17 protein-coding genes and 1 pseudogene are annotated in these 18,346 nt (G+C 33.3%); 3 read left to right on the top strand and 15 right to left on the bottom strand.

Going from position 1 to position 18,346, the window contains the following annotated elements:
• Positions 1-192: 192 nt before the first annotated feature.
• The 5 genes from P5P87_RS07605 to P5P87_RS07585 all read right to left on the bottom strand — a co-directional run bounded on the left by P5P87_RS07605 (position 193) and on the right by P5P87_RS07585 (position 6,438).
• Positions 193-891 (bottom strand): lipid A phosphoethanolamine transferase, encoded by a 699-nt coding sequence (locus P5P87_RS07605; RefSeq protein ID WP_278022136.1) that lies wholly within the window; start codon positions 889-891, stop codon positions 193-195.
• A 109-nt stretch (positions 892-1,000) separates the two neighbouring features.
• On the bottom strand, positions 1,001-1,753 hold the full coding sequence (locus P5P87_RS07600; protein ID WP_278022135.1) for a shikimate dehydrogenase family protein: 753 nt from the start codon (positions 1,751-1,753) through the stop codon (positions 1,001-1,003).
• A gap of 2 nt (positions 1,754-1,755) precedes the next feature.
• Positions 1,756-3,150: a tetratricopeptide repeat protein gene (locus P5P87_RS07595; RefSeq protein ID WP_278022134.1), complete on the bottom strand. Its 1,395-nt coding sequence runs from the start codon at positions 3,148-3,150 to the stop codon at positions 1,756-1,758.
• 263 nt (positions 3,151-3,413) lie between these two features.
• Positions 3,414-4,607 carry an aspartate aminotransferase family protein gene (locus P5P87_RS07590; protein WP_198857206.1) on the bottom strand — a complete coding sequence of 398 codons (1,194 nt, stop codon included), beginning with the start codon at positions 4,605-4,607 and terminating at the stop codon, positions 3,414-3,416.
• A gap of 142 nt (positions 4,608-4,749) precedes the next feature.
• Positions 4,750-6,438, bottom strand: coding sequence for an OstA-like protein (locus P5P87_RS07585; RefSeq protein WP_278022133.1), 1,689 nt, complete (start codon positions 6,436-6,438; stop codon positions 4,750-4,752).
• 287 nt (positions 6,439-6,725) lie between these two features.
• Between P5P87_RS07585 and P5P87_RS07580 the strand changes: the two genes are divergently transcribed.
• On the top strand, positions 6,726-8,597 hold the full coding sequence (locus P5P87_RS07580) for an alpha-amylase family protein (protein WP_278022132.1): 1,872 nt from the start codon (positions 6,726-6,728) through the stop codon (positions 8,595-8,597).
• Between the two features lie 66 nt (positions 8,598-8,663).
• Here the strand turns inward: P5P87_RS07580 and P5P87_RS07575 are convergent, their stop codons facing one another.
• From P5P87_RS07575 to rsfS, 8 genes and pseudogenes are all read right to left on the bottom strand, one after another.
• The gene (locus tag P5P87_RS07575; protein ID WP_278022131.1) at positions 8,664-9,722 is read right to left on the bottom strand and encodes a glycoside hydrolase family 130 protein; all 1,059 of its coding nucleotides are present in this window, start codon (positions 9,720-9,722) and stop codon (positions 8,664-8,666) included.
• Positions 9,723-9,786: 64 nt separating this feature from the next.
• A complete protein-coding gene (locus P5P87_RS07570; RefSeq protein ID WP_278022130.1) occupies positions 9,787-10,566 on the bottom strand; it encodes a superoxide dismutase in 780 nt (259 codons plus the stop codon).
• 6 nt (positions 10,567-10,572) lie between these two features.
• Entirely contained in the window at positions 10,573-10,842 is a 270-nt protein-coding gene (locus tag P5P87_RS07565; protein WP_278022129.1) for an acyl-CoA-binding protein, read from the bottom strand.
• Positions 10,843-11,496, bottom strand: coding sequence for a phosphatidylserine decarboxylase family protein (locus tag P5P87_RS07560; protein WP_198857211.1), 654 nt, complete (start codon positions 11,494-11,496; stop codon positions 10,843-10,845).
• Positions 11,486-12,376: a phosphatidate cytidylyltransferase gene (locus tag P5P87_RS07555; protein ID WP_278022128.1), complete on the bottom strand. Its 891-nt coding sequence runs from the start codon at positions 12,374-12,376 to the stop codon at positions 11,486-11,488. The genes P5P87_RS07560 and P5P87_RS07555 overlap by 11 nt, the downstream gene beginning before the upstream one ends.
• A 1-nt stretch (position 12,377) precedes the next feature.
• Positions 12,378-12,983 carry a lactate utilization protein B/C gene (locus P5P87_RS07550; protein WP_198857213.1) on the bottom strand — a complete coding sequence of 202 codons (606 nt, stop codon included), beginning with the start codon at positions 12,981-12,983 and terminating at the stop codon, positions 12,378-12,380.
• Between the two features lie 116 nt (positions 12,984-13,099).
• A pseudogene (gene ftsH, locus P5P87_RS07545) lies at positions 13,100-15,026 on the bottom strand (ATP-dependent zinc metalloprotease FtsH).
• 15 nt (positions 15,027-15,041) lie between these two features.
• On the bottom strand, positions 15,042-15,413 hold the full coding sequence (gene rsfS / locus P5P87_RS07540) for a ribosome silencing factor (protein WP_177210090.1): 372 nt from the start codon (positions 15,411-15,413) through the stop codon (positions 15,042-15,044).
• A gap of 92 nt (positions 15,414-15,505) precedes the next feature.
• On the opposite strand from rsfS, the gene P5P87_RS07535 reads away from it, so the two are divergent.
• Positions 15,506-16,234, top strand: a complete 729-nt coding sequence (locus P5P87_RS07535; RefSeq protein WP_278022127.1) for a biotin--[acetyl-CoA-carboxylase] ligase — start codon at positions 15,506-15,508, stop codon at positions 16,232-16,234.
• Between the two features lie 235 nt (positions 16,235-16,469).
• Here P5P87_RS07535 and P5P87_RS07530 read toward each other — a convergent pair whose 3' ends face one another.
• Complete coding sequence (locus P5P87_RS07530) at positions 16,470-16,862, bottom strand: SRPBCC family protein (RefSeq protein ID WP_278022126.1); 393 nt, start codon at positions 16,860-16,862, stop codon at positions 16,470-16,472.
• 93 nt (positions 16,863-16,955) lie between these two features.
• Positions 16,956-17,600 carry an orotate phosphoribosyltransferase gene (pyrE, locus tag P5P87_RS07525; RefSeq protein WP_035648398.1) on the bottom strand — a complete coding sequence of 215 codons (645 nt, stop codon included), beginning with the start codon at positions 17,598-17,600 and terminating at the stop codon, positions 16,956-16,958.
• Between the two features lie 7 nt (positions 17,601-17,607).
• Here pyrE and P5P87_RS07520 point away from each other — a divergent pair, with 7 nt between their 5' ends.
• On the top strand, positions 17,608-18,270 hold the full coding sequence (locus P5P87_RS07520) for an NUDIX hydrolase (protein ID WP_198857217.1): 663 nt from the start codon (positions 17,608-17,610) through the stop codon (positions 18,268-18,270).
• Positions 18,271-18,346: the final 76 nt, after the last annotated feature.

Genomic DNA, 18,346 nt, shown 5'->3' with positions numbered 1-18,346 from the left:
AACTACAAAATAAATCCTTTGTTTATACGCTAATTTGCGACAAAATTCTTATTGTTTAATTCAATTGAGCAGTATGATATATTAATTTTTGGTGTTTTAATTGATAAGATTGAAATAATACTTTTTGAGATTTTTAAATAAAAAAAATAAATAAATCATAAAAGTAAAGCTTAATTAGCAGTTTGTTCCTAATTAAAACAAAATTAGCATACCGACTTCCATACCAAAATTATACGATTTTTCGCCACCAAAAGCTACGCTTGGGTGTACATAAACTAAGTTTGTTGGGGTTATTTTTCGACCAAATTCCATAAAAGCATTATTTTGAAATCCTTCTAGAATGTAATTGTATCTAAAAGCTACATCTGTAGCAATCCAATTTTTGCCAAAGAACCATAACAAGTTATTCTCTAGTAAGGTTACGCTTATGTCGCTTCGGTTACTGGATCCTGCAAAACTTTGAGAATGTTCCAAAGTTGCAAACCATAAAAATCTTTTGTGATTGAAGTATTTTGCAAAAATACCGGCAGGGATAACAACCCATTTTCCGGTGCCAAAACTTGGATCTGCGGCAGAATTTGAGATGACACGGGTTCTAAGTCCAATTCCGTTATTTTTCTTAAAATAAGGAATAAAACTTACTCCAGCACCTACGTCGCCAAGTCCAGTTTGATTGATAGAATTGGAGTTGGTCGAAATTAAAGGTAAATCAAATCTCAGATTCCAAGCTTTGTTGCCTATTGGCTGTAAAACACGCAAATTTGTGGTATTATACGAACCGTTCTTAGTGTCTAAGTATTCGTTGTACAGTAAAATGGTTTGCAGAAAGTAATGATAACGAGGTTCGGCAAATGGACTATTGCTTCTGTCGATGTCCTCGTCTTGAGCCACTGCAAGAAATGTAATAAGAAAAAAATGCTAAAGTAAAGTAGTTGTTTTTCCATAACTGTCTGCAAATGAGTAGACTAATTTACGAAAATTACTTTAACATTTTAATTTTTTATTTGTTCCAGATTTTCCAAGCTTTTTCGGCTTGAAAAATAAGCATATCATGTCCATTTTTTATTACAGCTCCCATTTCTTTTGCTTTTCTCAAGAAAGTGGTTTCTGCTGGATTGTAGATTAAATCGTATGCAATATGTTTTTCTGTAAAAAACTCGTAAGGTAAATTTGGACAAGCATCAATATTTGGACTCGTTCCAACTGGCGTGCAATTGATTATGATTTGAAAATTATCAAAAGTAGTAGCATTGATTAAATCATAATCAATAATGTTTTCTTTTGCTTCTCTAGAGACAAAAGTGTAGGGAATATTCAATTCATCCAAAGCAAAAGCGACACCTTTAGAAGCACCACCTGTTCCTAAAATAAGTGCTTTTTTATGATGTGGCTCTAGTAATGGTTTTAGAGATTTCTTAAATCCGTAATAATCGGTGTTGTAGCCTTTTAATTTACCATTTTTGGTAAACTTAATGGTGTTTACAGCGCCAATTAAAGCTACTTTTTTTGATAATTTATCTAAGAATGGAATAACTTGTTCTTTGTACGGAATGGTAACATTTAAACCCTTTAAATCAGGATTGTTCTTAATTAATTCTGTAAAGTAATTAATCTCCGAAATGTCAAAATTCTCATAGCTGTTACCAGCAAAAACTTCATTATTAAATTTTTCTGTAAAATAACCTTTTGAAAAAGAGTAGCTTATGTTGCGTCCTAATAATCCAAAACGTCTTCTTAATAAAATATCAACCATTCTTATTTACGATGTTTTTCTATATAATTTTTTACTGTTTTTTTTGTCCAAACCACAGGAAACAAATCTTCGATCAAGATATAATTGTCAAAGTTTAGGCGTAAACCATTGCTTAAATGGAATTTAGCTTTTGTATTGTCTTGAATCATAAAATACAATCCAGCCAAACGATATTCGATTTCATTTTCTTCAGGGAAATATTCGGAAGCTTGCAATAAGGTTTGAATTGCAGTTTCAAATTCTCCTAAAAACTGAAGAATATCAACCCAGTATAACCAAGTGTCTAATGCATAATCGCCAAACTCTACTGCTTTTCTAAAGCCAAATTCGGCTTCTTCAAAGAAATTCATTTGTTTGTTGATTGTTGCGTATCTTTTCCAATACAAACGATTCTGATTGTCAATCGCCAAAGCTTTATTTACAAAAAATAATGCTTTTTGATAGTTTTTTTGACGAAGATGAAAATCTGTAATCGCAATCCAACCTTTATCTAAAAGCGGATCTTCGTGTACAGTTTGGTTATAATATTGGATTGCCTTCGCTAAATTTCCAAGTTTTTCATAACATTTACCAATTCGAAGAAGAGCATACGAAGTCGCATCGTCCAATTCGATAGTTCTGTTATAACTTTCGATTGCTTCGTTGTATTTTTTTAGGCGCTCATAAGCTTTTGCTTTTTCCATAAAAGCACCCAAAAATTCATCATCAATCAGTGTTGCATAATCAAATGCTCGAATAGCATTTTCATATTCTTTTACGCCATAATGCAAACGTCCAAGCTGATGCCATGCAATTTCGCTGTACGGATTTCTGTTGATATATTCGTTAAGATATACAATAGCTTCTTGGTTTTGATCTAAAAATTCAAAACAATACACTACGTTATAGAGAGCAGATTGATCTTCTAAGTCTTCTTCAAGACATTTGATGAAACTGTCTTTTGCCATTTCGAGATTATCCATAAAAAGATATTCCATTCCAATCAAATTGTACACATCTGCATAATCATCAGTGTATTGAAGCGCAATTTTTAAAAGCTCTACTGCTTTTTCGTGCTGGTCTCTTTTGGAACAGATATTGGCTTTCTGGATATAGATTTCCTCGTTGTTAGGTTCAATTGCGTATAACTCATTCAAAAGCTTTTCAGCGATCTCAAGTTTATCATCATAGACTAGCATTTCTACTTGTACTAATTTTAAGCCTGTAGATTTTGGATGCTGGTCTAAAGCAAGTTTTAAGGCCTTCTTTGCTAAATTAGCCTTACCTATGTCTAAATAATGAAGAATGATTTCTTCGAATTCTTCAGAATCAAAAAAGAGTACTTTGTTGGTTTTTAACATCGACTCAAATTTGGATAGGGATAGGTTATAATCTTCTTCTTCGTTGCTTAATTGCATACTTCGTATATTTGAAATTAGCCTGATATAAATTTAGGCAACCATATAGTTGTTGTAAGGATAAGAAATTAATTGTTTTGAACAATTTAATTAACAATATATAGCGTTTTTTATTCTATTTTGGGAAGAAATCTCCTTTATTATTAGGGGATTAGCTTCGGTTTTGTCATTTTTTTATTTGTACTAAAAGATTTAACCGAAATACAAATTGAGTATTAAGTTCTGTTATTTTTATTAAAAACAGCACTCAAATAATTTTGTTTTTAATTGTTATTCTTTTTTATTATTCCGTCCATAACGTCTAAAATAATAGCACAGCCTTCTCTAATTTCATCTTCAGAAATAGTCAAAGGAGGTGTAATTCGTATTGCGCATCCTTCAAATAAAAGCCAGAATAAAATAAGACCTCTGTCTTGACAGGTTAAAATGACTTCGTTTGTAATGTCTGCCGATTCTGTCATTGCGGCAAGCATTAATCCTTTTCCTCTAACTTCTGTAATCAAAGGATGTACCAAAAGCGATCTGAAGAGTTTTTCCTTCTCCAGCGTTTCTGCCATTAAATTTGTTTCAGTTAATTCTTGCAAAGTAGCCAAACAAGCTGACGCAATGACAGGGTGACCTCCAAAAGTGGTGATATGTCCTAATTTTGGATTTTCAGTTAAAAGATCCATTTTTTCGGCAGAAGCGGTGAATGCGCCAACTGGCATTCCGCCACCCATTCCTTTACCCATAACCACGATATCTGGAACAACATCATAATTTTGGAAACCAAAAAGTTTTCCTGTTCTTCCAAAACCTGGCTGAATTTCGTCAACAATCATCAAAGCTCCAACCTCATCACAGCGTTTACGAACTTTTTCAAGAAAGTTATTTTCTGGCTGAATAAAACCAGCTCCACCTTGAATGGTTTCTAAAAGAATAGCGGCTGTTCGGGTTGTTATTTTTTGTAAATCTTCTTCGTTATTGAAAGTAATAAAATCAACATCTGGAAGTAAAGGTCTAAAAGCTTGTTTTCGCTCCTCGAATCCCATAACACTCATAGAACCCATCGTGTTTCCATGATAAGCATTGTGGCAAGAAATAAGCTGGCTGCGGCCTGTAACTCGTTTTGCGAGTTTTAAAGAGCCTTCAATTGCTTCTGTACCCGAATTTACCAAATAGGTCTTGTTTAAAGATTCAGGCAGGAGAGAAGCCATTAATTTGCAATACTGAACCGCAGGACTTTGAGAATATTCTCCGTAAACCATTACATGAGAATATTTGTCCAACTGATCTTTTATAGCTTGATTTACTCTAGGATGCTGATGTCCTAAAGTACAAGCCGAAACTCCGGCAACAAAATCTAAATATTTTTTATCGTTTGTGTCGTATATGTAAGATCCAATGGCATGTGAAACTTCCATTCCGAGTGGATAAGGAGAAGTCTGCGCTTGGTATTTTATAAAATCTGGATTCATTTTTTTGAGGTTCAAAGTAGCAAAGGTACTGAGGTTCTAAGGTTTTTTAGCTTTACGCTTAGGTTAACTTTTTAGGTTAATTTTTGCGAAATAATAATTCGCAAAGAAGCTGTAAACATTACTGAGACTGTCCTAAATAAAATTACTTATCTTTATCTTTAGTCTGAGGTTCTGTTTTGATAGGAGGTTTTGGATTCTTCTTGTCGTAATCCAAAGTTTCTTTTCTAACTTTCATCGGAACGTTTTTACCTTTTTCTTCCTGTTCTTTCCCTTCTTTAATCAGTTTTTCATTCATTTCATTTTCTTCTGCGGTAAAAATATCATCTTTCGATTTTATTCTTTCATCGCCTCGCCAATTCATTCCTCGAAGTTTTCTAGCATTTTCAGGAAGTTCGTCTTCGGGGTATATATCTCCATCAACTTTATTGAAGAATGTAATCGTTTCAACAGCATTATTTTCTAAGATCATATTGATCTTACTGCTCACATTTTTATTGATTCCAATTAGTTCATTGGCATCGTTTCGCATATAATAAACGACTTCAGTGTTTTTTATAACATCAACATCATGTAGTTTCCCATCCCGAAATTTCCCAAACAAATTAATTCCCTTGACCTGATTGTAACCGGTTCCGAGAGTATCCTTGGAGAGGACAAATGTGTTATTTAATACTTTTAGAGAATCAATTTTTCTTGTTTTATTGTCGCCAATCAAGTGCATTATATCTCCTGTAATTTGGTTGTCGCCATTCCAAAGAATCGGATTTCCAATAAGCTTAGTTAGGGCTGTTTTAGAATTTGAGTGTATAGAATCACATTTGCCACTCATATCTGTTTTATAAAAACGAACATTATTAAAAGCACGCAAAATTCTTTCTCCCTCTTTTCCCGTTACCAGTAATTTCTTTCCATGAATGTAAACGGAATCATTTTCAACCAAATTAATAGCAACCGCTCGTTTGGTTACAAACATTGAATCTTTAAGCTTATAAAGCTCTGCATAATGGCCTTTTACAATTCCTTTATTAATAGAATCGGTAATTTTTACATTCCGTGTTGCCGATGCAAATTCAATATTTCGATTATAATACAAACTATCGCCCTCTATAAGCCTGTCGTCATATTTTATATAAGATCTTCGAAGAAAATGAGCTAAGTTTTTTTTCGTATCGTAAAAGCCTTTTTCAGTATAAATATAGTTGGCTTTACTTGTAATAGTTGAAGGGCCAAGAAGATAAGTATGTCCAGAATTACTGTAATAATCCAAATGATTCGATTTAATCACATATTTCGGATTTGTAATCGTAACTTCAGTCAAAAACTGGAACTTCTTTTCCTTTACAAAATATCTTCCCGATTTACTTACCAGAGTATTATCTTTATTTACTATAGTACCCTTTGTATTGTAAAATGCCTCCTGAACATTTCTATCAAAATTAATCGTATCAGTCTGCAAAGTAGCATCTGGAGAAGTTAAAACGGCATTTCCTGTAGCAAAAGCTTTCTTTTCATTTCCGCTATATTCTGCATATTTACTATTTAAGAATAAAGTATCTCCCTGTACTAATTGTACATTTCCAAATGCTTTTAGATAGTTTTCTTTTTGAAAAAAATAAGCTTTATTGCAAGTCAATACAACACCGTCATGATTAACTTTTACATTTCCGGTAAGTAAAAGCGCATCTGGTACATTAACTTGATCCACGTCAGAAAAGTCGGCATTCTCAATGACGATAGTTTTAGGAGCTTGTGTGGTTTTTTTGGCCTGCGCAGAAATAAATTGTACACTAAGTAACAGACAACAAAATATGAAAAATAGTGATTTCTTCAACTGATTAAATTTTTGTCAAATTTATAAAAAAGGTTAGAACCAATGGTTCATATTAGGATTAATTTATCAATACTCGCCAACATTCGACCCAAAAGTTCTATGTTAATTATTTTTTCAACAAAACATCCAACTCTCACGTTGTAGTTGCCGTATTTTAGATTTTAAAGATACCATTTTAAACAGATGTTATCCTAAATTTTAAAAAATGAGCTACATTTAGAAACTAGTTTTAATGCTTTTAGCCAGATTAAAATTAAAAACGAAGTTAAGTATAGCCCAAAAAATATATGATAAGTAAAAAAATAATTGCGTACCGAATTACATTAACGATACTATTTTCAGCTTGTAAAACAAAAGATTTAAAAATGAATACAGTAAAAGAGCAAACTCCAGCAGAAAAGAAAGTGGTAGTTTATCAAGTTTTTACGCGCCTATTTGGAAATAAAAACACAACCAATAAACCATGGGGAACTATTGAAGAAAATGGTGTCGGTAAGTTTAATGACTTTACAGATAAAGCACTTCATGAAATAAAAGATCTTGGTGTTACTTATATTTGGTATACTGGAGTTCCTCATCACGCTTTGGTAAATGATTATACGGCTTACGGAATTTCTAATGATGATCCAGAAGTGGTAAAAGGCCGTGCAGGTTCTCCTTATGCAGTCAAAGATTACTACAACGTAAATCCAGATTTGGCTGTAAATCCTGCAAAACGTTTAGAAGAGTTTGAAGCTTTAATAAAACGTACTCATAACGCAGGTTTGAAAGTGATTATCGATATTGTTCCGAATCATATTGCGAGAAAGTATGAAGGGAAATCGAATCCTGCAGGCGTAAGGGATTTTGGTGCAGATGATGATGTTTCTGTTGAGTACAAACGAGATAATAATTTCTATTATATTCCGAAAGAGCATTTTGAAATTCCGGACGGAGATATTCCTTTAAATGGAGAAAAAAATCCATTAATTGATGGAAAATTTGATGAAAATCCAGCAAAATGGACTGGAAATGGTTCTAGAAAATTCAAGCCAGACCAAAACGATTGGTACGAAACGGTAAAAGTAAATTACGGAGTGCGTCCAGACGGAATTAAAGATTTCTCTGAACTTCCTAGTGGTTTTGACCAAAAAAACTATCAAGAACATTTTGCTTTTTGGCAAGATAAAGACGTTCCAGATTCTTGGAAAAAGTTTAGAGATATCGCACTATACTGGACAGCAAAAGGTGTAGATGGATTTCGTTATGATATGGCAGAAATGGTTCCGTATGAATTTTGGAGTTATATGAACTCATCAATTAAAATGAAAAATCCGAATGCTTTTTTATTGGCCGAAGTTTATAATCCGAATGAATATCGAAACTATATTCGTTTAGGAAAAATGGACTATTTGTACGATAAAGTAGAAACGTATGATAAACTGAAAGATGTTATTCGAGGAAAATCTTCACCTGATGAATTAACAAAAATCCAAAACGGAATGGCAGATATTGAACATCATATGCTTCATTTTTTAGATAATCATGATGAACAGCGTTTAGCAAGTCCAGAATTTGCAGGAACGCCAGAAAGAGGTAAACCTCTGATGGTTGTTTCGGCAACAATTAGCACTTCTCCAACAATGATTTATTTCGGACAAGAAGTAGGAGAGGCTGGAAATGAAGATGCAGGTTTTGGAAAACGCTCAAGAACATCCATTTTTGATTATATCGGAGTTCCAAATCATCAGCGTTGGATGAATGATGGTAAATTTGATGGTGGACAACTTTCTGCTTCAGAAAAAGAATTGCGTGATTTTTACAAACGTTTATTGAATTTTACAATCAAAAGCAGTGCTTTGATGGGAAGTTTTGAAGAAATTCAATCAGCAAACAGACAAAGTAATGAAGGTTACGATGCGTTATTGTACTCTTATGCACGTTGGTCAGAAAATCAAAAACTGATTGTAATTGCTAATTTCTCTTCTGAGAAAGGAAGCGAATTTAATTTAAAAGTTCCTTCATCGGTTATTTCAAAATGGAATTTAAAAAATGGAGAATATCAATTGAAAGAACAATTATATCAAAATAAAACATTTGTATTAAAAGTTCAGAATGGAGAAGGAGAGGCAAAAATTTCAATCCAACCTTCAGAATCTTTAATTTTAGAGTTAAAATAAAAGTTTTAGATTATAAAAAGAGAAAACTTGTTTAGAGAAACATCTAAGCAAGTTTTTTTTTTTGTTTTAAAGCTTTTTAAGTAACGAAAGAATCTCTCTAATTGAAAATTGAGCACCACAAACAAATTCGTCTGAAGCGCCGTAATATAATGTTAATGTATCGCCATCTGGTTCGATAATATGACCATTGGTGAAAACGACATTTCCAAAGAAACCACTTAGCTCATAATTTGTTTTAGGAAACATAATTGGAGTTTCGGTTCTTGAAATCACTCTTGCTGGATCTTTTAAGTCCAATAAAAAAGCACCTAAACAATATTGATGAAATTCGTTGGCTCCATGATAAATTTCGAGCCAGCCTAAATCTGTTTTTATTGGTGCGGCACCAGCACCAACTCTTTTGCTGTCCCAGCTTTCTTTCCTAGTTTTTATAATGCATTTATGATTTCCCCAATGAATTCCATCAGGAGAAGAAGCAATCCAGATATAATTTCCGCCAATATCTACACTGCTTGGGCGATGTAAGGCATAAAATAATCCATTAATTTTTTCTTCAAAAATAGCACAGTCTTTATTGTGCGGAGGAAATATCAGTCCATGTTTCTTAAAATTTTTCCAATCAGTAGTAGTTCTTAAACCAACGCCTACACCACTTGGCGAAACAGAAGTAAAAGTGAGGTAATATTTTCCTTCAATTAAAGAGACGCGACAGTCTTCAATTCCAAAAGTTTCTAGTATTCCTTCGCCAACCAAATGCGGATAGCCTTCTGGTTCATAAAAGTGTTTTCCATCTTCGCCGCATAATAAACGAATATGTGACAAAGTGGTTAAATAATCAACGCCTTGATAGTTAATTACACGTGCATCTGTTGCTATAAGTTCAGGATGATCTTTTAAAATTTCAATAATTTGAATTGTTCCTGCTTCAGTCAGAATCGGGAATGAAATGATATTCTCAATTTGTTTTGGTCTTTCAGCTACTCGTACAGCCAACCAGATTTTGTTTTGAAATTGAAATACACCAGGATTTAATAAGCAAGTGATTTCAAGACCTTCTCTGCTTGGTGGTAAATCTGATGGAGATAGTAAAGGGTTTTCTACGAAACGATTGGCAATGTCTTTCATGATTTTCGTTTAAGTACCTAAAAGGTATAAAAAAAGCTGATACTTAATTGCATCAGCTTTTTTTCTATACTTTTTTAACCTTTTTGAGGGCTTCAACGTAATATTCATTTACTTTTTCCCAATTGATATGACTGTAAAAAGCATCAATATAACTGCCTTTTCGGTTTTGATAATCCAAGTAATAAGCATGTTCCCAAAGATCAATTCCCATAATTGGGGTTCCTGGAATTAAAGCGTTTTTCATTAATGGATTGTCTTGATTGTCAGTTGTAGTAATTTGTAATTTACCATATCTGTCAACAACAAGCCAAACCCATCCAGAACCAAACTGCTTTTCAGATTGCGCTTTAAATTGGTTCGTTAAATTGGTAAAAGAGCCAAATTCTTTATTAATTGAACCCGAAAGCGTATCTTTAGGAGTCTGCTCTTTTGGAGTTAAAATATTAAAATAAAGCGTATGATTGTAATATCCGCCTGCATTCTGACGAAGTTTGGCATTATTTAAATCTAACTTTTTTAAAATATCCTCAATCGGCATATTTTCATATTCAGTGGAAACAATCTCTTTGTTGAAATTGTTTGTGTATGATAAATAATGCTTAGAATAATGAGTTTCTAAAGTCAAAGTTCTAATATCAGGTGAAAGTGCATCATAATTAAATGGCAATTTCATCATTTCAAAAGATCCAGGATCGGCTTTAACATCATTTGGTGAACCAATAGTTATTTTCTCTTCTTTTGTTGGAAGAGGAACTTCGACTACTTCAACCAGTTTATCTTCTTTACAGGAAAATAATAGTAAAAATGAAGCTAAAGTGCTGAAAAAAACAACGTTTTTCTTCATAATATTTTATTTTGATGTTAATGAATTGATGATCTCGATATAGTTTTCCTTTGCTTCATCAACAGACATATGGCTAATCTGCATCCATGCATTCGTTTTAAAAGCGTCTCTTAAATCAAAATTTTCAGATTGATTATAGACAGCTGTTCCAAAAGTAGCTTGTTTGTAAAAAGCGTAAAGCCTTAACTGCACATCTTGTGGAAGTGAGGCTTGAGTCATTGTCATTGCAACTTCTACAGCTTTAGCAAAGCGAATATCTAAATCTTTATCAGTCATTTATGCTTTTGTAGCAATAATTGTTTTACCTCCAATTGCTTTTTGATTTAACTCAACATTAATAGGCGTACCTAAAGGTAAAAATAAATCTACTCTCGATCCAAATTTAATGAAACCAGCATCAGTTCCTTGAACAACTTGCATTCCTTCTTTAGCGTAATTTACAATTCTACGAGCCAATGCACCAGCAATTTGTCTGTATAAAATAGCGCCAAAAGTTTCATTTTCGATTACAACTGTAGTTCTTTCATTTTCTTCACTTGCTTTTGGATGCCAAGCAACAAGGAATTTTCCAGGGTGGTATTTGCTAAATTTAATGATACCATCCATTGCGTAACGTGTTACGTGAACATTGATTGGCGACATAAAAATAGAAACCTGTAAACGTTTGTCTTTGAAATATTCTCCTTCATAAACTTCTTCAATAACCACCACTTTTCCATCAACTGGAGCTAGGATGTGATCACTGTTTCTAACTGCAATTCTCTTCGGATTTCTGAAGAATTGTAAAATAATGATCAAAATTACAAGCGCCGCAATTTGAACAAGCATTCTAAGCCAATTGATATCAATAAATCTTTCAGCAATTAAAAGTACAGCTACAGTAAATACAGTACCTAATAAAATGGACGGGCCTCCTTCTTTATGAAACATAATATAAAATTTGATAAAATAAAAATATAATTGGTGCTACAAATATAACACTATCTAATCGATCTAAAATACCTCCATGACCAGGCATTATCGAACCACTGTCTTTTATGCCTGCAATTCGTTTAAATTTGGATTCTATCAAGTCTCCAATAGTTCCAAAAATACTTACGATTAATGCGATAATAGTCCAGATTAAAATCGATGTGCTACTAAATTCAGGTTTAGGCTGGATGTAGAGTTTAGAAATCAAGAAACCAGCAAATGCGGCAAAAACGACACCGCCAAGAAAACCTTCGATTGTTTTTTTAGGAGAAACTCTCTCGAATAATTTGTGTTTTCCCATTGATTTCCCGACTAAATAAGCAAAAGTGTCATTAGTCCAGATTAATACAAATAATCCTAAAATGATTTTCGGATTATAATCGTTAGTTCCAAAAGATATTTTTACAATAAATACAAAAGGAAGTGTAATGTATCCAAGCAGATACAAATATTTTGAAGAAGTGCTTATTTTTTGAACCGAATCGTAAAATAAGAATATGATGCATTTTATAGAAACTACAATTGTAATAGCTAGAAGAATTAAATCCAACTGTTTGATATTGGTTTCTAAACTAATATTAGTATTAAATGAATCGTTTAAAAATTTAGTTGTTTGCTTGTTATAATGGCTTACAAGGATAATTGTAGAATAAACTAAAGTTCCAAAAAGAATAGAAAATACTTTGTTTAAGTTTACAATATTAGAAAATTCATATATCGTGATAATCAAGAAAACGCCAAAAAGGGTAATGAAGCTTTCTGTAGAAAACAATATAGAAGTTAGTAATAAAGCGATATAAACAGCACCAGAAATGGCCCTCTTCAGTGTTTCGTTCATCTTAAAGATCTTCTAGAAGCAATAAATAAAGGTTTTTAGCAACACTTCCGTATTGTGTAAAATCTTCGTCTTTCGCTTTTTCGAAATATTTTATTGTAGTGATATTAGTAGGATAGTCTCGTTCGTATTTACGTTTTATAGCGCTCAATCCGTCACTTTTCATGGGAAGGATTTGGCTTGTGGTTGCTATAATAACAATGTTTGCGGGCAATTCGTTTGGTTTATTCTGTCTGATTTGTCTTGATGAAAATAAAACTGATCCTTCATCAGCTATAAGGTTTTCACAACTTGCCAATAAGAATCTTGGTTTTGTTGGCGCGATATAAAATAATTTATTTTCTTCTAGTAAGCTAAAAAGGGCAGGTTCATAACATAAAACTTCATTTTCAAACCAATCGTTTTCTTCTAAAATGTTTTCAAACTGCTCGTTAACTTCTTCCATGTTTTCGCAGTACAAAAATTTACCTCCATTTTTTTTGAAATTGAAAATAAATTGCTCGTCTAAAGATAAATGACTGTTCTGCGCAGAAGTTCCCGCATATTCGCTTTCGTTCTCTTCGTCAGAAGCGGCTTCACTAGAGCCAAATATTTTTTTGAAAAAATTCATTTTTTATATGAAATGCTTTACATGTTAATTGAAAACGTTCAAAGATAAAAAAATCTTAATTCAAAAGGGTATTTTGAATTAAGATTTTAAAAAATTATTACGTATTTCGTAATTACTTATGAAACTACTTCTTCTAAATTTTTGTCAAAAGTACGTTTTCCGAATATGTTTTCTAAGTCATCTTTAAAGATTACTTCTTTTTCAATCAGAATATCAGCAAGTTGGTTTAACTTATCTTTGTTTTCTTCTAAAATTTGAATTGCTCTCTGATATTGACCTTCGATTAACTCTGAAATTTCTTTGTCAATAATTTTTGCAGTTTCATCAGAATACGGTTTAGAGAAGTTGTATTCGCTTTGTCCGCTTGAATCGTAATACGTAACATTACCGATTTTATCATTCAATCCGTAAATAGTTACCATAGCACGAGCTTGACGAGTTACTTTTTCTAAGTCGCTTAATGCGCCAGTCGAAATTCTGTCAAAAGTTACTTTTTCAGCAACTCTACCGCCCATAGTAGCACACATTTCGTCTAACATTTGGTCTGTTCTCACGATTTGTCTCTCTTCTGGCAAGTACCAAGCAGCTCCTAAACTTTGCCCACGAGGAACAATTGTTACTTTAATAAGTGGGGCAGCATGCTCTAACATCCAGCTTACAGTAGCGTGACCAGCTTCGTGAATTGCAATTGCTCTTTTTTCGTCTGGAGTAATGATTTTGTTTTTCTTTTCAAGACCACCAATAATTCTATCAACGGCATCAAGGAAATCTTGTCTGTCAACTGCAGCTTTGTTGTTACGAGCAGCAATAAGAGCAGACTTCGTTACAAACATTGGCAATATCAGCACCAGAGAAACCTGGAGTTTGTTTTGCTAAGAAATCTAAATCTAGACCTTCAACTTTTTTAATAGGAGCTAAGTGTACTTTGAAGATTTCAGCTCTTTCGCGAATGTCTGGTAAGTCAACAAAAATTTGTCTGTCAAAACGTCCTGCACGCATTAAAGCTTTGTCTAAAACGTCAGCTCTATTTGTTGCGACTAGAACAATTACGTTAGAGTTTGTACCAAAACCGTCCATTTCTGTTAGTAATTGGTTCAAAGTGTTTTCTCTTTCGTCGTTTCCGCCAGACATATTGCTTTTTCCTCTCGCTCTACCAACAGCATCGATCTCATCAATGAAAATGATAGCAGGAGATTTTTCTTTAGCTTGTTTGAATAAGTCACGTACACGTGAAGCACCAACTCCTACGAACATTTCTACGAAATCTGAACCAGATAAAGAAAAGAAAGGTACTTGAGCCTCACCAGCAACTGCTTTTGCCAATAATGTTTTACCAGTTCCTGGAGGCCCTACCAATAAGGCTCCTTTTGGAATTTTACCTCCAAGATTCGTGTATTTTTCAGGGTTTTTAAGGAATTCAACAATTTCTTGAATTTCTTCTTTAGCACCTTCTAAACCTGCAACATCTTTAAATGTAGTTTTGATATCTGTTTTTTCATCAAACAATTTAGCTTTAGATTTTCCGATATTGAAAATCTGTCCGCCTCCGCCAGCGCCTCCGCCAGACATTTTACGCATAATGAAAATCCATACACCAACAATAATGATGATAGGAAGTAAGCTAATTAAAATATCGCTCCAGTTATTTTTTTGAAGAAAGTTGAAGTCTTTCAGTTTTCCTTCGCTAACTGCTTTTTCTAATTTAGTCTGAAAGATTTGATCATTACCAATTTCCAACGTATAATGTGGACCTTTGTTTGGCTGTTTGAAAATATCTTCAGCAACTTTTTTGTTTGCTGGGTCTTTAAGAGCCGCAGCATTCAAATATACCTCAGCTTCTGCTTTGTTGTAAACAATTACTTTTTCAATTTGTCCTTTTTCTAGAAGGGTGTTGAATTTAGAAGAAGTTAATTGGGCAGGTTCGCTTAAGCTTGATCCTCCTGTGGCAAAACTTATGAATAAAAAAACTAAAAGTATTGCGGTGTATATTAACCAAGGACTTATTTTAAATTTATTCGGATTTGGATTATTATCTTTAGCCATTTAATGAAAGTTTCTTTAGTATTTGTTCTCGATTGAAGTTATTTTGGCATCGCCCCAAAGGCTTTCGATGTTGTAATATTCGCGAATGTGTTTCTGGAAAACGTGTACTACAATATGTACATAGTCCATTAAAACCCATTCTGCATTATCGGTTCCTTCTACATGCCAAGGTTTATCTTTTAAGTCTTTTGATACAATTTTTTGAATTGAGTTTACGATGGCGTTTACTTGGGTGTTTGAGCTACCGTTGCAAATAACAAAATAGTCGCATACAGCTGTATCTATTTCTCTTAAGTCAAGAATATCGATATCATTTCCTTTTACTTCCTCAATCCCTTTGATTATGTTCGCCAGTAGAACATCATTATTAACAGTCTTTTTCGCCATGAATTATTTTATATGAATTTGTAAAGTTACCAAATTTTGTGATTATTTTTGAACCTTAACAAAATATTAAACTAAGATATTTAAATTATTTAATGAAACTAATCAAACTCGATGCCATAGATTCTACAAACGACTTTCTAAAATCATTAGCAAGTCAGGATGAACTGGAGAATTTCACTGTGGTAACAGCTGAAAATCAGACAAAAGGAAAAGGTCAAGTAGGTGGTGTATGGAAGACTCAAGCGGGTAAAAATCTAACTATGAGCGTTTTGGTGAAGGATTTTCTCTTTAGTAATGAAGAAGTTTTCAATTTAAGTGTCTTGGTCGCTTTGTCGATTGCAGAGGTTTTAAAATCGTTAAATATTCCTGATATCTGTATTAAATGGCCAAACGACATTCTGTCATACAATAAGAAACTTGTTGGCATATTAATCGAAAATACCTTAAAAAGCGATGGCAGAATTGTGTCAGTTGTCGGAATTGGAATCAATGTCAATCAAACCGATTTTGACGAATTGCCTAACGCTTCTTCACTGGCAGTAATTTCGGGAGAACCTTTTGACAAAGAAGAAATAGCAATTTTAATTGTTGAAAAGCTAAAAGAAAAGATTCAGTCTTGGAAAACTGAATCTCAAAATTTCTGGAACGAGTACTTTAATTTTTTATTCAAAAAAGGCGTTCCAACAGCGTTTAGAGACAATAATGAACAAGATTTTATGGGAATCATTCAAGGCGTTTCTCCTGTTGGAAAACTGCAGGTTTTGCTAGAAGACGATTCTATTGCAGAGTTTGAGATCAAAGAAGTTAAAATGCTTTATTAAAGCTACTAAGGTTCTAAGATGCTAAGATTCTAAGTTTTTTTTCTTCCAAGTGAATAAACCGTACTATTTGTCATTTCGAGGAACGAGAAATCACACGCGGGATTCCGCATAGATAAGGGAATACTTTGTCGAGCTACTAGTGTGATTTCTCGTTCCTCGAAATGACAAAAACAAAAAAGTCCAATCGTTAGATTGGACTTTTAATTTATAATTTACAATTAATAATTTACCATTATTAAAGCTTGTTCATATTGTTTGCTAAAGTTTCAATAAACTTACTAATTGGACCTTTAACCATCATTGCCATCATAGCGTTGAATTCGCCTTCAAAAAATAATTGAACAGCGCTTTCTGAATCAGAAATAGTGTCAATGTTTGAAGTTAGTGTAAACGGAAGTTTATCACTTGCAGCACCCAAAACAATTTTGTTTGGAGCTATTTTGTCTTTCATTTTTAATTTGATTTCAGGCATCCCTTTCAATCCAAAAATAAAAGCGTCTTCGCCAGTCACTTCAAATTTAGCAATGTTGTCTGGCATTAATTTTTCGAAATTCTTTACGTCAGTCAGTTGATCAAATAAATCCTGAGCTGATTTCTGAACTGTAACTTTTGGACTTTCTAAGTTCATATTGTTTTTTGTTTTTGTTTTTTTAACGCAAAGCGCGCTAAGTTTTTTTATATGCTAAGTTTTGAAAAACACAAAGTTCGCAAATCTAAAATCTTACTCTTGTCCCCAAGTTGATGGACTTGCGTTCCATTCCAACAGAGTCGATTGTTGATCTTCTGTGATGTATTGTTTTTGAACTGCTAAATCTAAAAGATTTTCATAGTTGCTTAAAGTGAATAAATCAATGTTAGCTTCTTTAAAATTCTCTTCTGCAACTCCAAAACCATATGTGAAAATAGCGGCCATACCTTTAATATTAGCGCCTTCGCTTCTTAAAGCTTCTACAGCCATTAAACTGCTTTTTCCGGTACTAATTAAATCCTCAACAACCACAACATTTTGTCCTTTTTGTAAAAAACCTTCCACTTGGTTTTGTCTACCGTGTTTTTTAGGTTCTGGACGCACATATACGAACGGAAGTCCTAAACTTTCGGCAACCAAAATTCCAACCCCAATGGCTCCAGTAGCAACACCAGCAATCACATCAGGTTTTCCAAATTGTTTTTCGATGTTTTTAGCAAACTCATCACGAACATAGTTTCTGATGCTCGGAAATGAAAGAATTAACCTATTATCGCAGTAAATAGGAGATTTCCAACCAGAAGCCCATGTAAAAGGATTTTCGGGATTCAATTTAATTGCATTTATTTGCAAAAGCAATTCGGCTGTTTTTTCGGCAGTATCTTTATTAAAAATCATAGTACAAATGTATAAAGTTTTTGTAAACGACAAACCACTTTTTTTGACAAATGAAATCTCGCGTGAAACAGATTTCCAATTGTTCTTGTTGGAGAGTATTGATATCGAACAGCTTATTATAAAAATTTTTCAAAATAAAATTCAAAAAGCCATTCTATATCATCCCGACGAAAGTGAGATAATGAAAACCCTTAAAGCCAAGATTCCCGTGAATAAAGCAGGCGGAGGCTTTGTCTACAATAAGAAAGGCGAAGTCTTGTTTATCTTTAGAAACGGAAAATGGGACCTGCCAAAAGGCGGAATCGAGAAAGGGGAAGACATTGAAGCGACGGCTATGCGTGAGGTAGAGGAGGAGACAGGGGTAAACCAGCTTCGTATTACGAATAAACTTCAAAAAACCTATCACATCTTTAAACGCAACGGAAAATACAAACTTAAAATCACGCATTGGTTCGAAATGTTTTCCGATTTTGAAGGAACACCACACGGACAAATCGAAGAAGGAATCGAAAAAGTAGCGTGGTTAAACCCCGAACAAATTAAAGAAGCACTTAAAAATTCTTACGAGAATATTAAATTATTGTTTGAAGAAGAAAAGAAACCAATAGAAAAAATGGCCGCGCCAATTGCTTATCGATCTGGACCAGATTCCAAAATAAAAGATATTTAAAGTTTTTAAATTAGAAATCAATTATTTGGGCGTGCCACCAATAAAAAAAAGACCCAATCAACTTTGTGTTCATTGG

The organism is Flavobacterium ginsengisoli (genome assembly GCF_029625315.1).
In the GTDB taxonomy this organism is placed as follows: Bacteria; Bacteroidota; Bacteroidia; order Flavobacteriales; family Flavobacteriaceae; genus Flavobacterium; species Flavobacterium ginsengisoli.
The sequence above is the reverse complement of the archived record's forward strand: the minus strand, read 5'-3'. Positions and strand labels throughout refer to the sequence as shown.

Excerpts from the sequence above, each read along its gene's own strand:
- P5P87_RS07595 (WP_278022134.1), bottom strand. The coding sequence starts at position 3,150 with ATGCAATTAAGCAACGAAGAAGAAGATTATAACCTATCCCTATCCAAA.
- P5P87_RS07570 (WP_278022130.1), bottom strand. The coding sequence starts at position 10,566 with ATGAAGAAAAACGTTGTTTTTTTCAGCACTTTAGCTTCATTTTTACTA.
- P5P87_RS07590 (WP_198857206.1), bottom strand. The coding sequence starts at position 4,607 with ATGAATCCAGATTTTATAAAATACCAAGCGCAGACTTCTCCTTATCCA.
- P5P87_RS07530 (WP_278022126.1), bottom strand. The coding sequence starts at position 16,862 with ATGAACTTAGAAAGTCCAAAAGTTACAGTTCAGAAATCAGCTCAGGAT.
- P5P87_RS07580 (WP_278022132.1), top strand. The coding sequence starts at position 6,726 with ATGATAAGTAAAAAAATAATTGCGTACCGAATTACATTAACGATACTA.
- pyrE (WP_035648398.1), bottom strand. The coding sequence starts at position 17,600 with ATGATTTTTAATAAAGATACTGCCGAAAAAACAGCCGAATTGCTTTTG.
- P5P87_RS07535 (WP_278022127.1), top strand. The coding sequence starts at position 15,506 with ATGAAACTAATCAAACTCGATGCCATAGATTCTACAAACGACTTTCTA.
- P5P87_RS07600 (WP_278022135.1), bottom strand. The coding sequence starts at position 1,753 with ATGGTTGATATTTTATTAAGAAGACGTTTTGGATTATTAGGACGCAAC.
- P5P87_RS07565 (WP_278022129.1), bottom strand. The coding sequence starts at position 10,842 with ATGACTGATAAAGATTTAGATATTCGCTTTGCTAAAGCTGTAGAAGTT.
- P5P87_RS07560 (WP_198857211.1), bottom strand. The coding sequence starts at position 11,496 with ATGTTTCATAAAGAAGGAGGCCCGTCCATTTTATTAGGTACTGTATTT.
- P5P87_RS07550 (WP_198857213.1), bottom strand. The coding sequence starts at position 12,983 with ATGAATTTTTTCAAAAAAATATTTGGCTCTAGTGAAGCCGCTTCTGAC.
- rsfS (WP_177210090.1), bottom strand. The coding sequence starts at position 15,413 with ATGGCGAAAAAGACTGTTAATAATGATGTTCTACTGGCGAACATAATC.
- P5P87_RS07555 (WP_278022128.1), bottom strand. The coding sequence starts at position 12,376 with ATGAACGAAACACTGAAGAGGGCCATTTCTGGTGCTGTTTATATCGCT.
- P5P87_RS07575 (WP_278022131.1), bottom strand. The coding sequence starts at position 9,722 with ATGAAAGACATTGCCAATCGTTTCGTAGAAAACCCTTTACTATCTCCA.
- P5P87_RS07520 (WP_198857217.1), top strand. The coding sequence starts at position 17,608 with ATGTATAAAGTTTTTGTAAACGACAAACCACTTTTTTTGACAAATGAA.